Genomic DNA, 16425 nt, shown 5'->3' on the forward strand with positions numbered 1-16425 from the left:
GCACGGGAGGGCTCAGACAAGACTGATATTCATGTCCAAGAAGTCGCGTTCAAAAATCTGGTTCCTGGTGCACAGCTGGCTCGCCCTGCCCATCTGGTTCTTCGTGCTGATCGTCTGCGTCACCGGCACCCTGGCGGTGGTCAGCCAGGAAATCGTCTGGCTGGCCAATCCGGACGTGCGCGCCAGCAAGCCATCGGACGACGCCGAACTGCTGACCTTTGGCCAGGTACTCGCCGAGATCAGGAAAGCCGAGCCGGAGCTGGTGGTGCAGTCCATCACCCGCCCGGACGAATCGCACTTCGCCCTCACCGCCCGGGTCAGCTACCCCGACGGCAGCAACCCGACCCTCTACGTCAACCCCTACACCGGCGCCATCCAGGGCGTCAGCCCGGAGTTCGATTTCCGCCAGTTCACCCGTGCCCTGCACGGCTGGTGGCTGGTGCCCTTCACCAATGGTTTCAGCTGGGGCTGGTACCTGGTGTCGATGATGGGCATCCCCATGCTGCTGTCGCTGATCACCGGCCTGGTGGTGTACAAGAAATTCTGGAAAGGCTTCTTCAAACCGCGCCTGCGCTTCAACCAGGGCGCGCGGATATTCTGGGGCGACTTCCATCGCCTGAGCGGTATCTGGTCGATCTGGTTCATCGCCGTGGTATCGATCACCGGCATCTGGTTCCTGATCCAGGCGATCCTGTTCGACAACCAGATTTCCATCTCCACCGAAGGCGTGCCCGCTGTGGTGGCCCGCGAAGACGTGCCCATCGTGCGGCCCGGCGAGCCGATCCCGATGCTCGACGTGGACGAAGCGGCACGCATCGCCATCAGCAAGGTACCGAGCCTGGACGTCAGCTTCACCCGCCTGCCCAGCAATGCCTATGACCATATCGCCGTCGGTGGCCGCGGCTGGTATCCGCTGATGATGCAGAGCGCCTCGATCAACCCCTACACCGGCGAAGTGGCTCAGCAGCGCTTGCTCGAGGATCGCTCCAAGCTGGAGTTCGTCACCGAGTCCATGCGCCCCTTGCACACCGGTGACTTCGGCGGCCTGTGGGTGAAGATGATCTGGTTCTTCTTCGGCCTGGTGCTGAGCATGATGGTGCTCAGCGGCCTGCTGATCTGGACCAAGCGTACCGCTCAGGCCACCGCCAAGGTGATCAAGCGCCCGGCGCGGGTGCGCGATCGCGACACTGCAATCGACACTGGGGAGGTCAAGGCATGAGCAAGGCCGTGGCAGCACAACCCGCCTCGCCGCTGAGCCGCTTGTGGTACAAGTGGCGCTTCCACATCAATATCCTGCTGGTACTCATCCCGCTGGGGTTCATGCCCAGGTACTTCGCCGACGTCGCGCTGTTTCGTGGCACCAGCGGCCTGGGCGAGCGCACCGTCGGCGAAGTGCCGGTCGGCCCCTGGTCGATCACCCTGGCCGAATTCCGTGCCGCGCCGCCGGAGCTCGACGGCCCGGCCGGCTACATGAAGACCTTTACCGGCGCGCTGTGCAAGGCATGCATCGGCGAGGTCAAGGCCACCTACCTGCGCATCGGCAAGCCACGCAGCCTGCGCGCCGCCGGTGGTATCTTCTTTGGCAGCGCCTACCGCATGGGCGCCACCGTGCCGCTGCCGACGCGCACCAAACCCGACGCCGAACTGTGGATCACCATGGAGGGCTGGGACGGTTCCGTGCACCAGGCCGCCGTACCGCTCGAACAGGCATCCCCATCCACGGTCGCGTGGCTGCAGAAACAACAAGGAGGCAAACCATGATCAAGTCCACTGGCCTGCGCAGCGCCGCAGGTATCGCCCTGCTGTCGCTCAGCGCCCTGGCCCTGGCCCACAACCCGATGTGCCAGTGCGAAGAAGTCGACGGCGAGAGCATCCGCTGCACCGGCGGTTTTTCCGATGGCAGCGGCGCCGCGGGCGTGACCCTGGATGTGATCGGCTATGACGAAAGCATTCTGGTGCCCGGCAAGCTGGCCGAGGACTCCACCCTGACCTTCAAGAAGCCGGAGGGTGAGTTCTACGTGCTGTTCGACGCCGGCCCCGGCCATATCGTCGAAATCGACCATACGGAAATCGAATGACAGTCCAGGTCGTACGGCCGGCCGGTGCCGGCCATGAAACCCTCTACGTGCTCGTTCTTTGTCTGTTCATCGTGCTGGCGGCCGGCGCGGTGGTCGCCTGGCATGGCGAAACGGACAGCGAAACCGTCATCGCCGGCCACCAGATCGACGCCCGCCGCGACCTCACGCCGGCCGAACAGGGCATCTACGCCGACCTGCGGGTGGCCGCCGACGAGATCCGCATCCGCCGCGACGAAGAGCAGGCGCTGCTGAGCCCCGCCGAGCTGGCCGACGAAGGCTTCCCGCCGTTCGTCAACGATGCCAGCGCCGCCAGCCGCGGCAACCATCAGTGGCAATTGCTGCCCGGTGACGGGGCCGCCTATTTCGGCGCCAGCCAGGCGCTGGACGTCGCCGGTTCGCTGCTCATGCGCCTCGATGGCGAGCAGGAGCAGGTCGACGTCTGGCTCAATCGCAACAGTGCCAGCGCCCCCGCCAGCCTCGACGCGACCGCCCTGATCGCTGCCGGCTGGCAGCAGATCGCCTCCCAGTACGACGCAGGTGTGACCCGGCAGCATCGCCACTGACACCTTTGACTCATTCGACAGAAGACCGCCCGCCCATGCCCATTTCCCGCCTTTTCCGCGCACGCCAGCTGCTGTCACGCATAGGGTCTGTTCCCGTTTCACGCACGGCCGCGCCGGCGCCCGTTTTGCCGCGAGGCAAGGCACGAGCCGCGACGTTTAGTGAGCTAAATGAGCCGGCGAGAAACGCAGTATCGCGGCAAAACGAGCCCGGCCCTTCGGGTTGCGCGGGAAATCTCGCCAGGCGTCGTTGGAGGACTTGGCAAGGGAATGACCATTCCCTGCGTCCTCTGCCTCGCCTGGCGAGATTTCTCGCGGCAACGCGGCTCGCGTTGAAACGGCAACAGGCCCTAGCCATCGGCGCGACCGCCCTGCTGCTGCTCGGCGCCGCCAGCGCCGCCGACGCCAAGCTGCGCATCGGCATCACCCTGCACCCCTACTACAGCTATGTGAGCAACATCGTCGGCGACAAGGCCGAGGTGGTGCCGCTGATTCCGGCCGGTTTCAACCCCCACGCCTACGAGCCGCGGGCCGAGGACATCAAGCGCATCGGCTCGCTGGACGTGGTGGTGCTCAACGGTGTGGGCCATGACGACTTCGCCGACCGCATGATCGCCGCCAGCGAGAAGCCCGACATCGAAGTGATCGAAGCCAACGCCAACGTGCCGTTGCTGGCGGCTACCGGCATCGCCGCCCGCGGCGCCGGCAAGGTGGTCAACCCGCATACCTTCCTGTCGATCAGCGCCTCCATCGCCCAGGTCAACAACATCGCCCGCGAACTCGGCAAGCTCGACCCGGACAACGCCAAGACCTACACCCAGAACGCCCGCGCCTACGGCAAACGCCTGCGCAAGCTGCGCGCCGATGCCCTTGCCCAGCTGACCGAAGCGCCCAACGCCGACCTGCGGGTGGCCACCGTGCACGCCGCCTACGACTACCTCCTGCGTGAGTTCGGCCTGGAAGTCACCGCGGTGGTGGAGCCGGCCCATGGCATCGAGCCGAGCCCGAGCCAGCTGAAAAAAACCATCGATCAGCTGCGCGAGCTGGACGTGAAAGTGATCTTTTCCGAGCTGGACTTCCCGTCCACCTACGTCGACACCATTCAGCGCGAGTCGGGCGTGAAACTCTATCCGCTGTCGCACATTTCCTACGGCGAATACAGCGCCGAGAAGTACGAGAAGGAAATGACCAACAACATGAATACCGTGGTGCGCGCCATCCAGGAAGCCGGCCAATGACCGCGGCGGAAAACCTGGGCGTGAAAGCCATCGGCCCGACCCTCGACTTTCAGCAGGTCAGCCTGGTGCTAGGCCGCACCTCGATCCTCGATAACGTGACCTTTCAGGTGCGCCCGGGCAGCGTGCATGCCCTGGTCGGCCCCAACGGCGGTGGCAAGAGTTCGCTGATCAAGACCTTGCTCGGCCAGATGCCCCATCAGGGCGCGCTCAGCCTGGAATGGCCGGGCGCCGTCGGCACCATCGGCTACGTGCCCCAGGCCCTGGAATTCGACCGCGGTCTGCCAATGACCGTGGACGACTTCATGGCCGCCATGTGCCAGCGCCGGCCGGCCTTTCTCGGCCTGTCCAAGCATTTCAGCAAGCCCATCGACGATGCGCTGGCCCGCGTCGGCATGCTGGAGAAACGCAAACGGCGCATGGGCGCGCTGTCCGGGGGTGAGCGCCAGCGCGTGCTGCTGGCCCAGGGATTGATTCCGGCGCCGCAATTGCTGGTGCTCGACGAGCCGATGTCGGCCCTCGACGAAGCCGGCATCCAGGTGTTCGAGCGCCTGCTCGGCGACTGGCGCCGTGCCGGCATGACCGTGCTGTGGATCGAGCACGACCTGGAAGCGGTGAAGCGCCTGGCCGACCGCGTCACCGGCCTGAGCCGCCGGGTGCTGTTCGATGCGCCACCTGCCGAGGCACTGACGCCGGAGCGCCTGCTCGGCCTGTTCTCCACCCATGCCCGCACCGTGGAGGCCGCCCAGCCATGATCGACTATGAACAGTTCCGCCTGCTGATCCAGGGCTGGGCCTCGGCCGGCTACCTGCCCGCCGCGCTGGCCTACGGCTTCGTGGTCAACGCCTTGCTGGCCGGCCTGCTGATCGGCCCGGTGCTGGGCGGCCTGGGCACCCTGGTGGTGGTCAAGCGCTTCGCGTTCTTCTCCGAGGCGGTGGGCCACGCCGCGCTGACCGGCGTGGCCATCGGCATCCTGCTCGGCGAGCCCTACACCGGCCCCTACGGCGCACTGTTCGGCTATGCCCTGCTGTTCGGCATCCTGCTCAACTACCTGCGCAACCGCACGGGCCTGGCGCCGGATACGCTGATCGGGGTGTTCCTGTCGGTGTCCCTGGCCATGGGCGCCAGCCTGCTGCTGGTGCTGGCCGGGCGCATCAACGTGCACATTCTGGAAAACGTGCTGTTCGGCTCGGTGCTGACCGTCAACGGCACCGACCTGCTGGTGCTGCTGGTGGTCGGTGGCCTGGTCATGGGCCTGGCGCTGCCGCTGTACAACCGTATCATGCTGGCCAGTTTCAACCCGCAACTGGCGGCGGTACGCGGCGTCGCCGTGAAGAGCCTGGATTACCTGTTCGTGATCCTGGTGACGCTGATCACCGTGGCCGCGGTCAAGGTCATCGGCGCCATTCTGGTCGGCGCCCTGCTGGTGATTCCGGCTGCCGCCGCGCGCCTGCTCAGCCAGTCGCTGAAAGGCTTCTTCTGGCTCTCGGTGCTGATCGCCACCGTCAGCACGCTGCTTGGCATCCTGTTGCCTATCGTGCTGGATCTGCCGATCCCCTCCGGCGCCGCGATCATCATGATCGCCGGTATCGCCTTCGCCCTCGCCGCCATCGCCCGCGGCGTCGTACCAAGCTTGAAAGGGAACCTGGGATGACCCATCGACTCCACCAACTGGGCCTTGCCCTGCTCCTCAGCCTGCCGGGCCTGGCCCACGCCAAGGACGTCACCGTGCTGGTTTCGCAGCCGATCACCTTCGGCCTGGCCAATGCCCTGCTCGACGGCACCCAGGTGCAGATCGAGCGCGCCGCTCCGGCCAACCTGCCGGCCAGCCGCCAGGTGTCCTACTTCGCCGGGCGTGGTGCCACCGGGCTGCAGAAGGTCGCCGTCGATGCCGACGCGGCCATCGCCCTGCGCTCGCTGTGGGCCGAAGACCCGCTCTACCCCATGGCCCGGCGCAGCAACATTCGCATCGTCGAGATCGATGCCGCCCGCCCGGTTGACGGTGCCCTGCCGGGTATCGCCATCCAGGCCGAAAGCGCCGGCGACAACGACCTGGCCAGCCATCCCTGGCTGGCGATCAACAACATGGGCCGCATGGCCGACGTGATGGCCGCCGACCTGGGGCGCCTGGCACCGGACGCCAAGGGCAAGGTCGAGCAGAACCTGGCCACCCTCAAGCAGCGCCTGCTCAAGCTCAACGCCCACAGCGAGCGCGAGCTGGCCAAGGCCGACAACCTGTCGGTGTACAGCCTCAGCGATCGCCTGGACTACCTGGTCAGCGGCCTCAACCTCGACCTGGTCAGCAGCGACAGCCGCGATGACCGCGACTGGGATGCCGACGCCCTGAAATCACTGACCAGCGCCCTGCAAGCCGATGACGTGGCCCTGGTGCTGACCCACCGCAACCCGCCCGAGCCGGTGGCCGAAGCGGTGAAGGCCGCCGGCGTGCCGCTGCTGGTGCTGGCAACCGACAGCGACGACCCGGTGGCTGAGCTGGAAAACAATGTGGGCAATCTGGTCAAGGCGCTTACGCAGTAAATCCATATGTCGGTGCTGAAACGAAAAGGCCCGATGCATGCGCATCGGGCCTTTTACTTTGATCGTTGCCGGGGCTTACCCCAACCTGCCAACGCGCTCAGAGCTCGGTGGCGTCTTCGGCGAACTCGGGCACGTCCTGTTCCAGGGCACGGGTCTCGAGCAGCTCTTCCTGATAATCGTCCATCTCCGTTCTCCTTTCTCTCTCTTTGGTCTCGTGCCGATTCTATGAAAGCGGTGTGACTGTGCTGTGACAGGAATCAAGCCCGTGTGGTTCAGCAACCCCGCTGCTCAGCACTGGCCTGGGACACATTACTCCCTGGCTCGACGCTGCGCGTCAACCAGACGTTACCGCCGATTACCGAGCCCTTGCCGATGGTGATACGCCCCAGGATGGTGGCACCGGCGTAGATCACCACATCGTCCTCGACGATCGGGTGACGCGGCTGGCCCTTGTGCAGCTGGCCGCTCTCGTCGCTGGTGAAGCGCTTGGCGCCCAGGGTCACCGCCTGGTAGATGCGCACATGGTTGCCGATGATCGCCGTCTCGCCGATCACCACGCCGGTGCCATGGTCGATAAAGAAACTATGGCCGATCTGCGCACCCGGGTGAATGTCGATGCCGGTCGCGCCGTGGGCGGTTTCCGCGGCGATGCGCGCCAGCAGCGGCAGGCCGGCGCGGTACAGATGGTGCGCCAGGCGGTGGTAGATCACCGCCAGTACGCCGGGATAGCACAGCAGCACTTCATCGACGCTGCGCGCCGCCGGGTCACCGTTGTAGGCGGCCACCACATCCTGGTCGAGCAGGCGGCGCAGGGCCGGTAATGCTGCAGCGAAGTCGCGGACGATGGCCACGGCCTGGCGATCCACATTCTCGGCACCTTCGCCGCGCTGGCGCGCGGCATAGCGCAGCTCCATGCGCACCTGGGCCACCAGGGCGTTCAGGGCCCGGTCCAGGGTATGACCGACGTAATAGTCCTCGCTTTCCTCGCGCAACTCGGCTGGGCCCAGGCGCATGGGAAACAGCGCCCCGCACAGGCCGTTGAGGATCACCGCCATGGCCTGCCGCGAGGGCAGCTCACGGCCACCCAGCTCAGGGTTGCGACCGGTGTGATTGCGCCATTCGGCGCGTGCCGCCCGTAGGCCGGCGACGGTCTGCTCCAGTTCCCAGTTGATCGGTCGGGATGAATACTCCGCCTCGGCACCCTCCTCGTTGCGGATCGCAAACTCGCCGTTCATTGCTACCTCAGCTCAGCAGGTGACCGGCACCCATGGCCGGCCTGAACAGGGACAATACGGCGCGCCCGCAGGCGCGCTCAACTACTCGAAGGTTATGAGCTTAGTGCGCAAAGGCATATCCCTCAGCCATCCACTGGCGCGATACCAGGCGCCATGCTGGCGATACGCAACGCCAGCCCTTCATAAGGCTCGAGCTGGATATGCAGCTCACCCTCGGCGGACAGATCGCCCAGCAGCCGCTCGTGGATGATGTCCACCACCGGCCCCGGCTCGACGTGCTCCAGGGTGATCACCTCGCTGAGCGGTTCGGCACCGAAGTTCAGCGCCGTGACCTGGATGCCGCGACCGGCTGGCAGCTCGTGCACCATGATCAACAGCGCCGGGTGCTGGGTGACCGGTACGGCGATCTGCCGGCTGGAGGCCACGCCGTGGGAGCGCCGCGCCGCGAACAGCCGGCGCGCCTGGGAGGCGAACGACCGCGGGTCCTGCAGCTGCTCGGCGAGGCTGCCGTAGAGCTGGCGCGAACGCGGCAGGCCTTCGGCGGATAGTAGCGCCTCGGGGTCGAGATCGACCAGGTCATAGCCGCCGCGGTTGATCCAACGGGTGTCGCCGTCGGCGATCAGCTCGGCCACCTGCTCGGCCTCCAGGGGCAAGGCGCCGACCAGGTCCCAGCCCGACAGCGCGACTACGCCGGGCTGCATGGCGTTGAACATCAGCAGGAGCAGGTGCACGCGGCGGATCTGCTCGATATCGGCCTCGGTAATGGTGCTCAGGTCGCGAATGCCCAGTGCCGCGGTGATGATGCTCACCGTGGTGCAGGCCACGCCGTTGGTGACGAACTTCAGGTTGTAGGGCGCGTGTTCGCCGGTCAGGCGCTCGTACATCTCGCCGCGAATGTGCTCGCGCAGGATGCTGCCCGGCAGGCTCTGGCCGCGGAACACATAGGTGTCGTTGGCGTGCAGGGTCCAGAAGTGCACCAGTTCGAGGGTCAGCTCGTCATGGTTCTGCAAGGCATGGATCAGCGACGCCGGGTCGATGCCGAAGTCGTGCATCTGCTGCAGCATCAGGCGCAGGAACTCCACCTCGCCGGTAAGCAAGGCGTGCTGGTAGGCCGGCCGGGTGATGAAGTCGTAGGACAGGTCGGCGCCGCCCTGGGACATGGCGGCAATGTCGTCCAGGGTCAGGTTGAGCTCCTGGAAGCTGAACGCACCGGCCTTGCGAATCATCCCGGCGAGCAGCTGGTTGCCGGTCAGCGACAGCGGGTGGCTCTCCGACCAGGCATTGCCCTGGCTGCGTCGCTCCACGCCGAGAAAACCGTTGGCATCCAGGCGCAGCACCCGCGAGCCGATCACGTCGATGGCGTGCAGCGACTCACCGGTAACCAGTTGCTGGGCGGCGAAGGTCGGGTCCAGCCAGTTCAGGGACGGCTGGCCTTCCTTGAAGTAGTGCAGGTACACCCAGCGCCGCACCTTGCCATCGACCCCGGTGATCTCGCCGGTGGCGCTCCAGTCGGTTTCCTTGACGCCGGGTTCGAAGAAGATCACCCGCTGCAGCTGGCCAACGATGTAGTGCTTGTCACGCAGGGCATCGACGGTGGCCGGCGACAGGTTCACCGAGTCACGGCCCTCGGGCAGCGGTGGTAGCAGCTCCCAGTCGGCCTCGGCGATCTCCACCATGTGATAGAGGCCGGGATAGTCGCCATAGGCCATTTCCGCCAGGCGGAAATCCGCCCCCTTGCCGGTGTGCGAAGGGATCGAGTCGTCGATGGTCACCGCATTGTGCGCGGCGGCCACCCGGCTCAGGTGCACCAGCTGTTCCTCGCTGCCGAAGCGTGGGTCGATCTCCAGGCTGATGCGGTCGAAATTGCCGTCGACGGTGGGCGTGTATTCACGCCCCTGCAATCCACCCGAGCGGCGCAGCGGCCCGGTGTGGATACCCTGTACGCCCAGTTCGGAGAGCGCCGACCACAGGCGTTCGTCGCCGAGCGCCTGCAGCACCGAGCCATCGGGCGAGGTGATGATCGAGGCCGGATAGACCGCCAGCCACACCGAGGCTACCGCGGTAACGCTGCGTGGCCGGGCCAATGCATAGGGTTGCTGCCACAAGCGGGCCTGGCCCGAATACAGGCGCATGCGCTGGCGGGCGGCGTGCAGCATGGACTGCTCGACCAGCCAGTTGATCTGTTGTTCATCTGCCATAGCGATCCCGGGGTGCGAGGGGATGGATCGCGAACGGCCAGGCCGTCCGCTGGTTCTAGAATTTCAGAGCCGGCGGCCGGGGCTTCGTTCAGTCTGATTGACGCCAGGCACATCCGCTCCGGGCGTCTTTGATGACAGTGTCGAAATGGCCTTCAGTGATCCTGCTGGGCTTTAAGGTAAAGCAGCAGGTTGTCGATCTTCTCCTGATCGCCAATGCCCCAGAAGCGCATCTTGTTGCCGGGCACCACGCTGTCGGAATCCTTAATGAAGGCGCTCAGGGTGTCGTGATCCCACACCAGGTTCGCCTGCTGCATGGCAAGCGAATACCTGTAGTCCCCGGTGGCGCCGGCGTGCCGGCCGAAAATCCCGTTGAGCTGCGGGCCGAAGGCTGCGCGGGCGCCCGGCCCGACGTTATGGCAGTTGCCACAGACGCGCTTGAACAGCGCCTCACCGGCGGTAATATCGGCCTCGGCACAGGCCGCCCCAGCGAACAGTACGGCGACGATGAGCAGGCCGTGACGGATAACGCGGCTGCACGGCAGTGGGATCGTGAGAAAAGCGGTCATTGGTACGCTGATAATCGCTACGGAGGGGGCCGCCAGTATGCCCCAGCGCCCGCACTGATTCATTGATCTGGGCACGGGCCTTTCCAAAAGTCTTCGCCGCCAGTTTGCAGACGGCGCCTAGCGAAAGATCAGCGACTGGTGAGCCCCCGCCCCTGCCCTCGCCCCCGAGCCCACGGCGAGCGCCACCGAGCCGGCGGCCAGGGCCGCATCGCCACAGGCGAAGACGCCGGGCACGGTGGTTTCCTGGGTTTCGCCGGTTTGCAGGTAAAGCCCCATCGGCCCTTCCAGCAAGGTGCAGCCAAGTTGCGTGGCCAACGAGTTGCCCTGGTGTGTACGCGGCATCACGAAAAGGCCGTCCAGCGCCACGCTCCGGCCGTCGGCCAGGTTGATCTCGACGCGCTCGCCACCGATCGACCGCACGCGGTCCGGCTCGACCACCACGCCACGGCGCGCCAACTGTTCGAGCTGCTCGGCATCGGGCAAGAAGGCGCCGTTGAGAAAGAAGGTGGTGCTGCCCCAGTCCGGCAGCATCATGGCGTGGTGAATCGATAGGGGCGAGACGGCCAGCACACCGATGCGCCCCTGATCCAGCTCGTAGCCATGGCAGTACGGACAGTGAAACACGTGACGCCCCCAGCGCTCGGCCAGCCCCTCGATGGCGGGCAGTTCGTCGCGCACCCCGCCGGCCAGGATCAGCCGCCGGGTGGCCATCTCCTGGCCGCCACGCAGCGTCACCAGGAAGCCGTCGCTGTCACGCTGCACCTCGGTGGCCTCGCCCACTTGCCAGGTGACGTTGGGATAGTCCATCAGCTCGGCACGGCCGTCGGCGGCGATGTCCTCGGGGGCGCGCCCGTCCTGGCCAAGAAAGCCGTGGGAATGGCTGGCGAAGCGGTTACGCCGCATACCGGCGTCGATCACCAGCACACGTCGTCGGGCACGGGCCAGCTGCAGGCCAGCAGACAAGCCGGCATAGCTGCCGCCGACGATGATTGCGTCATAACGCATGGCGCTATTCCTCCATGGGGGGGACTCGGGAGAATGCCGAGCCATCATGCAACACCATAAGTTACATAATAAGGAGGCGTCAACCTCTCGTAACTTTATTCATTACGAATCATACTCGCCACCATTGCTTCCAGCCCGAGACGCCCATGAGAAACGACACCCGGCTATCGCGCATGTTGCACGTGCTGATTCATATGGATCGCCACGGCCAGCGCACCACCTCGGAGACCATCGCGCGCATGCTGGAAACCAACCCGGTGGTGGTGCGGCGCACCATGGGCCTCTTGCGTGACAAGGGTTACGTGAGCTCCGACAAGGGCCATAACGGCGGCTGGTCACTGGCCAGGCCGCTGGCCGAGATCACCCTGCTGGACATTCATCAGGCCCTGGGTTCGCAGTCGATCTTCAGCATCGGTCTGGCGACCGATAACCCCACCTGCCTGGTCGAGCAGGCCGTCAACCACGCCCTCGGGCAGGCCTTCGACGAAGCCCAGGCGCTACTCTTGCAGCGCTTGGCATCGATCAGCGTGGCCTCCCTGGCCGAGGACTTCGACGCGCGCTACCGGGCCCTCGAGGCTCCTTGCAAGAACCTCTGAGCTCGGCAGTAGCGGGGTTTTACAGGTCGCGGAACAGGTCGTGGGCGTTGAGCAGCGCGTAGGCGATTTCCGGGCGACGCTCCAGGCCGCGGCGAATGGCGGCTGGAATCGCCTGGCGGGTCTTGCGGCACAGGCCGGGGAAGCTCTGCACCTCGATGGCGATGCCGCGCATGCTGCGCACTTCGTTGAACCCCGGCGCCACCTCGACGCGAATCCCCAACTGCTCGAACATGCGCTGCTGCAGGCGCTCGAGGTCTTCGAGGCTGGCCAGGTTTTCCAGCCGCTCGAGCAGGCGTTTCTCTTCGCTCTTGGTCAGCAGCAGGATGCGCTGATGCTCGCCGGGGGTTTGCAGCAATTGCTCCCGCTGGCAGTCGCAAGCGCCCGGCGGGCAAGGATGGCGGATCGGCAGGGATGAATTCATGGCCTGCATCATAGCCAGGCCGACGGCGCGTTGACCATGGTCAACGCGCCGCCAATCATCGGCGCGGATCAGGCGCTGAGCTTGAAGCGCCCTACCAGGCTATTGAGGCCCTGGGCCAGGTGCGCCAGTTCGCTGCACGCCGCAGCGGTCTGGTTGGCACCCGAGGCGCTCTGGATCGACAGGTCGCGAATGCTCACCAGGTTGCGGTCCACCTCGCGGGCCACATGGGCCTGCTCTTCCGAGGCGGTGGCGATCTGCAGATTGCGTTCGTTGATCATGCCGATGGAATCGACGATCTGCTCCAGGGCCACCCGTGCGTCGTCGGCAACCTGCAGGGTGTTGGTGGCCTCCTGGCTGCTGCCGCGCATGGCCTGCACGGCCTTGTCGGTACCGGTCTGGATCGCCGCGATCATCTGCTCGATTTCCTGGGTCGAGGCCGAGGTGCGATGGGCCAGGCCACGCACTTCATCGGCCACCACGGCGAAACCGCGGCCATGGTCGCCGGCGCGGGCCGCCTCGATCGCGGCGTTGAGGGCCAGCAGGTTGGTCTGTTCGGCCACGTTGCGGATCACATCGAGCACCTTGCTGATGTCACGGGCCTGGTCGGCCAGCCCCTGCACCTGGTCGGAGGCCTGCATCACGTTGCTCGACAGGTTGCGAATGGCCGACACGGTGCGCGCCACGTGCTGGTTGCCGGCGTTGGCCGACACCGTCGACTCGCGGGAAGCGTCCGATGCACCACTGGCGTTGCGCGAAACCTCGTCGACCGCCGAACTCATCTGCGTCACCGCGGTGGCCGCCTGGTCGATCTCGGCATTCTGGCTCTGCAGGTTGCGGGTGCTCTCCTCGGTGACCGAGGCCATCTCTTCGGCTGCGGCGGCCAACTGAATGGACGAATCGCTGATCTGGCGGATGGCATCGTTGAGGTTCTTCTGCATGGTGGCCTGGGCCGCCAGCAGACGCGAGGCCTCATCCTTGCCGGTGACCTGCACGGTACGGGTCAGGTCGCCTGAGGCGATGGTCTCGGCGCTCTGCAGGGCTTCGCGGATCGGTGCGGCGATGGATCGGGTCAGCAGGGTCGCCAGCAGCACGGTCAGCAGCACGGCGATGCCGATGGTCACCAGCACCCCGGTGCGGCCGTGCTGGTAGATGGTATTGGCGTTGATACCGGCCTGCTTGGCACCCTGCACGTTGTAGGCGGTCAGCTCATCGAGCTGCTGCTGCAGGGTGCTGCCGGCCTCGCGCACTCGGCCATTGGCCAGCTCCAGTGCCTTGGCCAGCTGGCTCTGGCGCAGCAACTCGACGATCTGCTGCTGGCCGCTCAGATAGGCCTGGGCATTGGCGTTGACTCGGGTGAACATGCCGCGCTCCACATCCGAGGACACCATGTGCCGGTCGTACTGCTCGAGTACCTGCTGCAGCGCGGTACGGTAGCTCTGGGCGGCGCTGTCATCGATCGCCTGATGGCTGGTGTTTTCCACCACGGCCAGCATTCTCAGGGTTTCCAGGCGGATATTGAGCAGATCCTTCTGCATCTCGCCGGTGACCTGGATGCTCGCCATCCAGTTGTTTTCGATCTCCTGTTCGGCGTCGTAGAGGTCACCGAGCTTGAACAGCGAGAATACGCCCAGCGCCATCACCAGCAGGGTGATGAGCGCGAAGCAGAAGGCAGCCCGGGGGGCGATATTGAAGCTGCGAAGGTTCATGGTGGCACCAGATCATGGGGTGTTCTACCAACCACTCCCTGTCGGCCCAGCAGATGCGCGGCCGTTCCGACACACGCACTTGCAAAATAGCAAAACGCCATCATGCCGCACGTTAAATAAATCTATCGTCATGATGCGAAGTGCCATGCTTTTGCAATCCATCCTGACTATTCGGCCAGTTTAGGGTCTGTTGCCGTTTCACGCACGGCCGCGCCGGTGCTCGTTTTGCCGCGAGGCAAGGCACGAGCCGCGAAGTTTGGCTGGCCAAATGAGCCGGCGAGAAACGCTGCATCGCGGCAAAACGGGCCCGGCCCTTCGGGTGGGGCCGCCTAGGTTGCGCGGGAAATCTCGCCATGCGTCGTTGGAGGACTTGGAAAGGGAATGCCATTCCCTGCGTCCTCCGCCTAACCTGGCGAGATTTCTCGCGGCAACGCGGCTCGCGTTGAAACGGCAACAGACCCTAGGGGGCACTGGCGCTTTCTCGGGCAATCTTTATCATCCGCGCGCGAGTATGGGGAACTCCAGCCCACCGCCACGGTGTCGAACCCCGAGTCCGATGTCAGGCGCGGCGCAACAGCCGCCCGGTCCCTTCACCCCATCAAAGGAACGATTGATGAGCATTCACAGCAACGCGGGGCTCCTTCCCGACGAGCACAGCCTGGTCAACCTGCCCCGTCTGGTAGCGCGCTATTACAGCGAACGCCCGGACCCGAGCGACCCGGCTCAGCAGGTGGCCTTCGGCACCTCGGGCCACCGCGGTTCTTCCCTGAAGAACAGCTTCAACGAATGGCACATCCTCGCCGTGACCCAGGCGATCTGCGACTACCGCCGTGGCCAGGGCATCGACGGTCCGCTGTACATCGGCATGGACAGCCATGCGCTGTCCGAACCCGCCTTCGTATCCGCCCTGGAAGTACTGGCCGCCAACCGCATCGAGACCCGTATCGATGCCGGTTGCAGCGAAACCAATGGCGAGCCGGGCTATACCCCGACCCCGGCGATCTCCAAGGCGATTCTCGATTACAACAAGGGCCGCAGCAGCGGCCTGGCCGACGGCATCGTGATCACCCCGTCGCACAATCCGCCGGCCGATGGCGGCTTCAAATACAACGCGACCAACGGCGGCCCGGCCGACACCGGCGTGACCAAGTGGATCCAGGAGCGCGCCAACGCGTTGCTGGCAGCTGGCCTGAACGGCGTGCAGCGCATCGACTACGCCAGCGCCCTGAAAGCCCCTACCACCCAACGTCATGATTTCATCGAGCAGTACGTCGGCGATCTGGAGCAGGTACTCGACCTGCAGGCGATCCGCGGCTCGGGCCTGAAGTTCGCGGTCGATCCGCTGGGCGGCGCCGGCGTGCACTACTGGACGCGCATCGCCGAGCGTTTCGGCCTGCCGCTGGAGGTGCTGTCGACGCGCATCGATCCGACCTTCCGCTTCATGCGCCTCGACTGGGACGGCAAGATCCGCATGGACTGCAGCTCGCCCCACGCCATGGCCGGGCTGATCGAGAACAAGGATCGCTTCGACGTGTCCTTCGCCTGCGACACCGACCATGACCGCCACGGTATCGTCGCCCGCTCGGTAGGCCTGCTCAACCCCAACCACTACCTCGCGGTGGCCATCGAATACCTGTTCACCCACCGTCCGCAGTGGGCGGCCCAGGCCGCCATCGGCAAGACCCTGGTGTCGTCGTCGATGATCGACCGCGTGGCCAAGGGCATCAGCCGCGACGTGGTGGAAGTGCCGGTGGGCTTCAAGTGGTTCGTCGATGGCCTGATCGACGGCCGCTTCGGCTTTGGCGGTGAAGAATCGGCCGGTGCCTCGTTCCTGCGCAAGGACGGCAGCGCCTGGTCCACCGACAAGGACGGCATCATCCTCGGCCTGCTGGCGGCGGAAATCACCGCGGTGACCGGCAAGGACCCGGGCGAGCGCTACCAGGCGCTGACCGAGCGCTTCGGCGCACCGGTGTACCAGCGTATCGACGCCCCGGCAGACCGCGAGCAGAAGGCCCGCCTGGGCAAGCTGTCGGCGTCCCAGGTGACCGCCAGCGAGCTGGCCGGCCAGCCGATCACCGCCATCCTGACCGAGGCGCCAGGCAACGGCGCGGCCATCGGCGGGCTCAAGGTGGTGACCGCCAACGGCTGGTTTGCCGCGCGTCCGTCCGGCACCGAAGACGTTTACAAGATCTACGCGGAAAGCTTCGAGGGCGATGCCCACCTCAAGCGCATCCAGAGCGAAGCCAAGGCCCTGGTCGACAGCGTGCTGGCCGGCTGACCAACAGAC

Annotated in this window: 16 protein-coding genes; 10 read left to right on the top strand and 6 right to left on the bottom strand. The window is 65.7% G+C overall.

The window, feature by feature from the left end:
- The first annotated feature begins 31 nt into the window (after window positions 1-31).
- The 8 genes from SA190iCDA_RS16495 (at window position 32) to SA190iCDA_RS16530 (ending at window position 6411) form a co-directional block, all read left to right on the top strand.
- Window positions 32-1219, top strand: coding sequence for a PepSY-associated TM helix domain-containing protein (locus tag SA190iCDA_RS16495; protein ID WP_070886449.1), 1188 nt, complete (start codon window positions 32-34; stop codon window positions 1217-1219).
- The gene (locus SA190iCDA_RS16500) at window positions 1216-1761 is read left to right on the top strand and encodes a thiamine pyrophosphate-binding protein (protein ID WP_070886450.1); all 546 of its coding nucleotides are present in this window, start codon (window positions 1216-1218) and stop codon (window positions 1759-1761) included. The genes SA190iCDA_RS16495 and SA190iCDA_RS16500 overlap by 4 nt, the downstream gene beginning before the upstream one ends.
- Window positions 1758-2078 (top strand): hypothetical protein, encoded by a 321-nt coding sequence (locus tag SA190iCDA_RS16505; protein WP_070886451.1) that lies wholly within the window; start codon window positions 1758-1760, stop codon window positions 2076-2078. The genes SA190iCDA_RS16500 and SA190iCDA_RS16505 overlap by 4 nt, the downstream gene beginning before the upstream one ends.
- Complete coding sequence (locus SA190iCDA_RS16510; RefSeq protein WP_070886452.1) at window positions 2075-2641, top strand: DUF6162 family protein; 567 nt, start codon at window positions 2075-2077, stop codon at window positions 2639-2641. The genes SA190iCDA_RS16505 and SA190iCDA_RS16510 overlap by 4 nt, the downstream gene beginning before the upstream one ends.
- Window positions 2642-2970: 329 nt before the next feature.
- The gene (locus tag SA190iCDA_RS16515) at window positions 2971-3876 is read left to right on the top strand and encodes a metal ABC transporter substrate-binding protein (RefSeq protein WP_139159514.1); all 906 of its coding nucleotides are present in this window, start codon (window positions 2971-2973) and stop codon (window positions 3874-3876) included.
- The gene (locus SA190iCDA_RS16520; protein ID WP_070886453.1) at window positions 3873-4628 is read left to right on the top strand and encodes a metal ABC transporter ATP-binding protein; all 756 of its coding nucleotides are present in this window, start codon (window positions 3873-3875) and stop codon (window positions 4626-4628) included. The genes SA190iCDA_RS16515 and SA190iCDA_RS16520 overlap by 4 nt, the downstream gene beginning before the upstream one ends.
- Complete coding sequence (locus SA190iCDA_RS16525) at window positions 4625-5527, top strand: metal ABC transporter permease (RefSeq protein ID WP_170833953.1); 903 nt, start codon at window positions 4625-4627, stop codon at window positions 5525-5527. The genes SA190iCDA_RS16520 and SA190iCDA_RS16525 overlap by 4 nt, the downstream gene beginning before the upstream one ends.
- Window positions 5524-6411 (top strand): metal ABC transporter solute-binding protein, Zn/Mn family, encoded by an 888-nt coding sequence (locus SA190iCDA_RS16530; RefSeq protein ID WP_070886454.1) that lies wholly within the window; start codon window positions 5524-5526, stop codon window positions 6409-6411. Before SA190iCDA_RS16525 ends, SA190iCDA_RS16530 begins: the two co-directional genes overlap by 4 nt.
- Before the next feature lie 272 nt (window positions 6412-6683).
- On the opposite strand, the gene epsC is transcribed toward SA190iCDA_RS16530, so the two are convergent.
- The 4 genes from epsC to SA190iCDA_RS16550 form a co-directional block, all read right to left on the bottom strand.
- On the bottom strand, window positions 6684-7646 hold the full coding sequence (gene epsC / locus SA190iCDA_RS16535) for a serine O-acetyltransferase EpsC (protein WP_070886455.1): 963 nt from the start codon (window positions 7644-7646) through the stop codon (window positions 6684-6686).
- Between the two features lie 122 nt (window positions 7647-7768).
- Window positions 7769-9844, bottom strand: a complete 2076-nt coding sequence (gene treS, locus SA190iCDA_RS16540) for a maltose alpha-D-glucosyltransferase (RefSeq protein WP_419203821.1) — start codon at window positions 9842-9844, stop codon at window positions 7769-7771.
- Between the two features lie 152 nt (window positions 9845-9996).
- Window positions 9997-10485, bottom strand: coding sequence for a c-type cytochrome (locus SA190iCDA_RS16545; protein WP_419203822.1), 489 nt, complete (start codon window positions 10483-10485; stop codon window positions 9997-9999).
- 42 nt (window positions 10486-10527) lie between these two features.
- A complete protein-coding gene (locus SA190iCDA_RS16550; protein ID WP_070886458.1) occupies window positions 10528-11415 on the bottom strand; it encodes an NAD(P)/FAD-dependent oxidoreductase in 888 nt (295 codons plus the stop codon).
- 146 nt (window positions 11416-11561) lie between these two features.
- Here SA190iCDA_RS16550 and SA190iCDA_RS16555 point away from each other — a divergent pair, with 146 nt between their 5' ends.
- Window positions 11562-12011 (top strand): Rrf2 family transcriptional regulator, encoded by a 450-nt coding sequence (locus SA190iCDA_RS16555; protein ID WP_070886459.1) that lies wholly within the window; start codon window positions 11562-11564, stop codon window positions 12009-12011.
- A gap of 19 nt (window positions 12012-12030) precedes the next feature.
- Here SA190iCDA_RS16555 and SA190iCDA_RS16560 read toward each other — a convergent pair whose 3' ends face one another.
- Both SA190iCDA_RS16560 and SA190iCDA_RS16565 read right to left on the bottom strand, forming a co-directional pair.
- Window positions 12031-12432, bottom strand: a complete 402-nt coding sequence (locus SA190iCDA_RS16560) for a hypothetical protein (protein ID WP_070886460.1) — start codon at window positions 12430-12432, stop codon at window positions 12031-12033.
- Window positions 12433-12500: 68 nt separating this feature from the next.
- Window positions 12501-14138, bottom strand: coding sequence for a methyl-accepting chemotaxis protein (locus tag SA190iCDA_RS16565; RefSeq protein WP_070886461.1), 1638 nt, complete (start codon window positions 14136-14138; stop codon window positions 12501-12503).
- Between the two features lie 613 nt (window positions 14139-14751).
- Here SA190iCDA_RS16565 and pgm point away from each other — a divergent pair.
- Window positions 14752-16416: a phosphoglucomutase (alpha-D-glucose-1,6-bisphosphate-dependent) gene (pgm, locus tag SA190iCDA_RS16570; RefSeq protein WP_070886462.1), complete on the top strand. Its 1665-nt coding sequence runs from the start codon at window positions 14752-14754 to the stop codon at window positions 16414-16416.
- The last annotated feature ends 9 nt before the right edge of the window (window positions 16417-16425 follow it).

The organism is Pseudomonas argentinensis, assembly GCF_001839655.2.
Taxonomy (GTDB): Bacteria; Pseudomonadota; Gammaproteobacteria; order Pseudomonadales; family Pseudomonadaceae; genus Aquipseudomonas; species Aquipseudomonas argentinensis_B.

Bases quoted from the DNA above. Each gene is read 5' to 3' on its own strand.
- SA190iCDA_RS16495 (WP_070886449.1), top strand. From the start codon at position 32: ATGTCCAAGAAGTCGCGTTCAAAAATCTGGTTCCTGGTGCACAGCTGG.
- SA190iCDA_RS16500 (WP_070886450.1), top strand. From the start codon at position 1,216: ATGAGCAAGGCCGTGGCAGCACAACCCGCCTCGCCGCTGAGCCGCTTG.
- SA190iCDA_RS16505 (WP_070886451.1), top strand. From the start codon at position 1,758: ATGATCAAGTCCACTGGCCTGCGCAGCGCCGCAGGTATCGCCCTGCTG.
- SA190iCDA_RS16510 (WP_070886452.1), top strand. From the start codon at position 2,075: ATGACAGTCCAGGTCGTACGGCCGGCCGGTGCCGGCCATGAAACCCTC.
- SA190iCDA_RS16520 (WP_070886453.1), top strand. From the start codon at position 3,873: ATGACCGCGGCGGAAAACCTGGGCGTGAAAGCCATCGGCCCGACCCTC.
- SA190iCDA_RS16525 (WP_170833953.1), top strand. From the start codon at position 4,625: ATGATCGACTATGAACAGTTCCGCCTGCTGATCCAGGGCTGGGCCTCG.
- SA190iCDA_RS16530 (WP_070886454.1), top strand. From the start codon at position 5,524: ATGACCCATCGACTCCACCAACTGGGCCTTGCCCTGCTCCTCAGCCTG.
- epsC (WP_070886455.1), bottom strand. From the start codon at position 7,646: ATGAACGGCGAGTTTGCGATCCGCAACGAGGAGGGTGCCGAGGCGGAG.
- treS (WP_419203821.1), bottom strand. From the start codon at position 9,844: ATGGCAGATGAACAACAGATCAACTGGCTGGTCGAGCAGTCCATGCTG.
- SA190iCDA_RS16550 (WP_070886458.1), bottom strand. From the start codon at position 11,415: ATGCGTTATGACGCAATCATCGTCGGCGGCAGCTATGCCGGCTTGTCT.
- SA190iCDA_RS16555 (WP_070886459.1), top strand. From the start codon at position 11,562: ATGAGAAACGACACCCGGCTATCGCGCATGTTGCACGTGCTGATTCAT.
- SA190iCDA_RS16560 (WP_070886460.1), bottom strand. From the start codon at position 12,432: ATGAATTCATCCCTGCCGATCCGCCATCCTTGCCCGCCGGGCGCTTGC.
- SA190iCDA_RS16565 (WP_070886461.1), bottom strand. From the start codon at position 14,138: ATGAACCTTCGCAGCTTCAATATCGCCCCCCGGGCTGCCTTCTGCTTC.
- pgm (WP_070886462.1), top strand. From the start codon at position 14,752: ATGAGCATTCACAGCAACGCGGGGCTCCTTCCCGACGAGCACAGCCTG.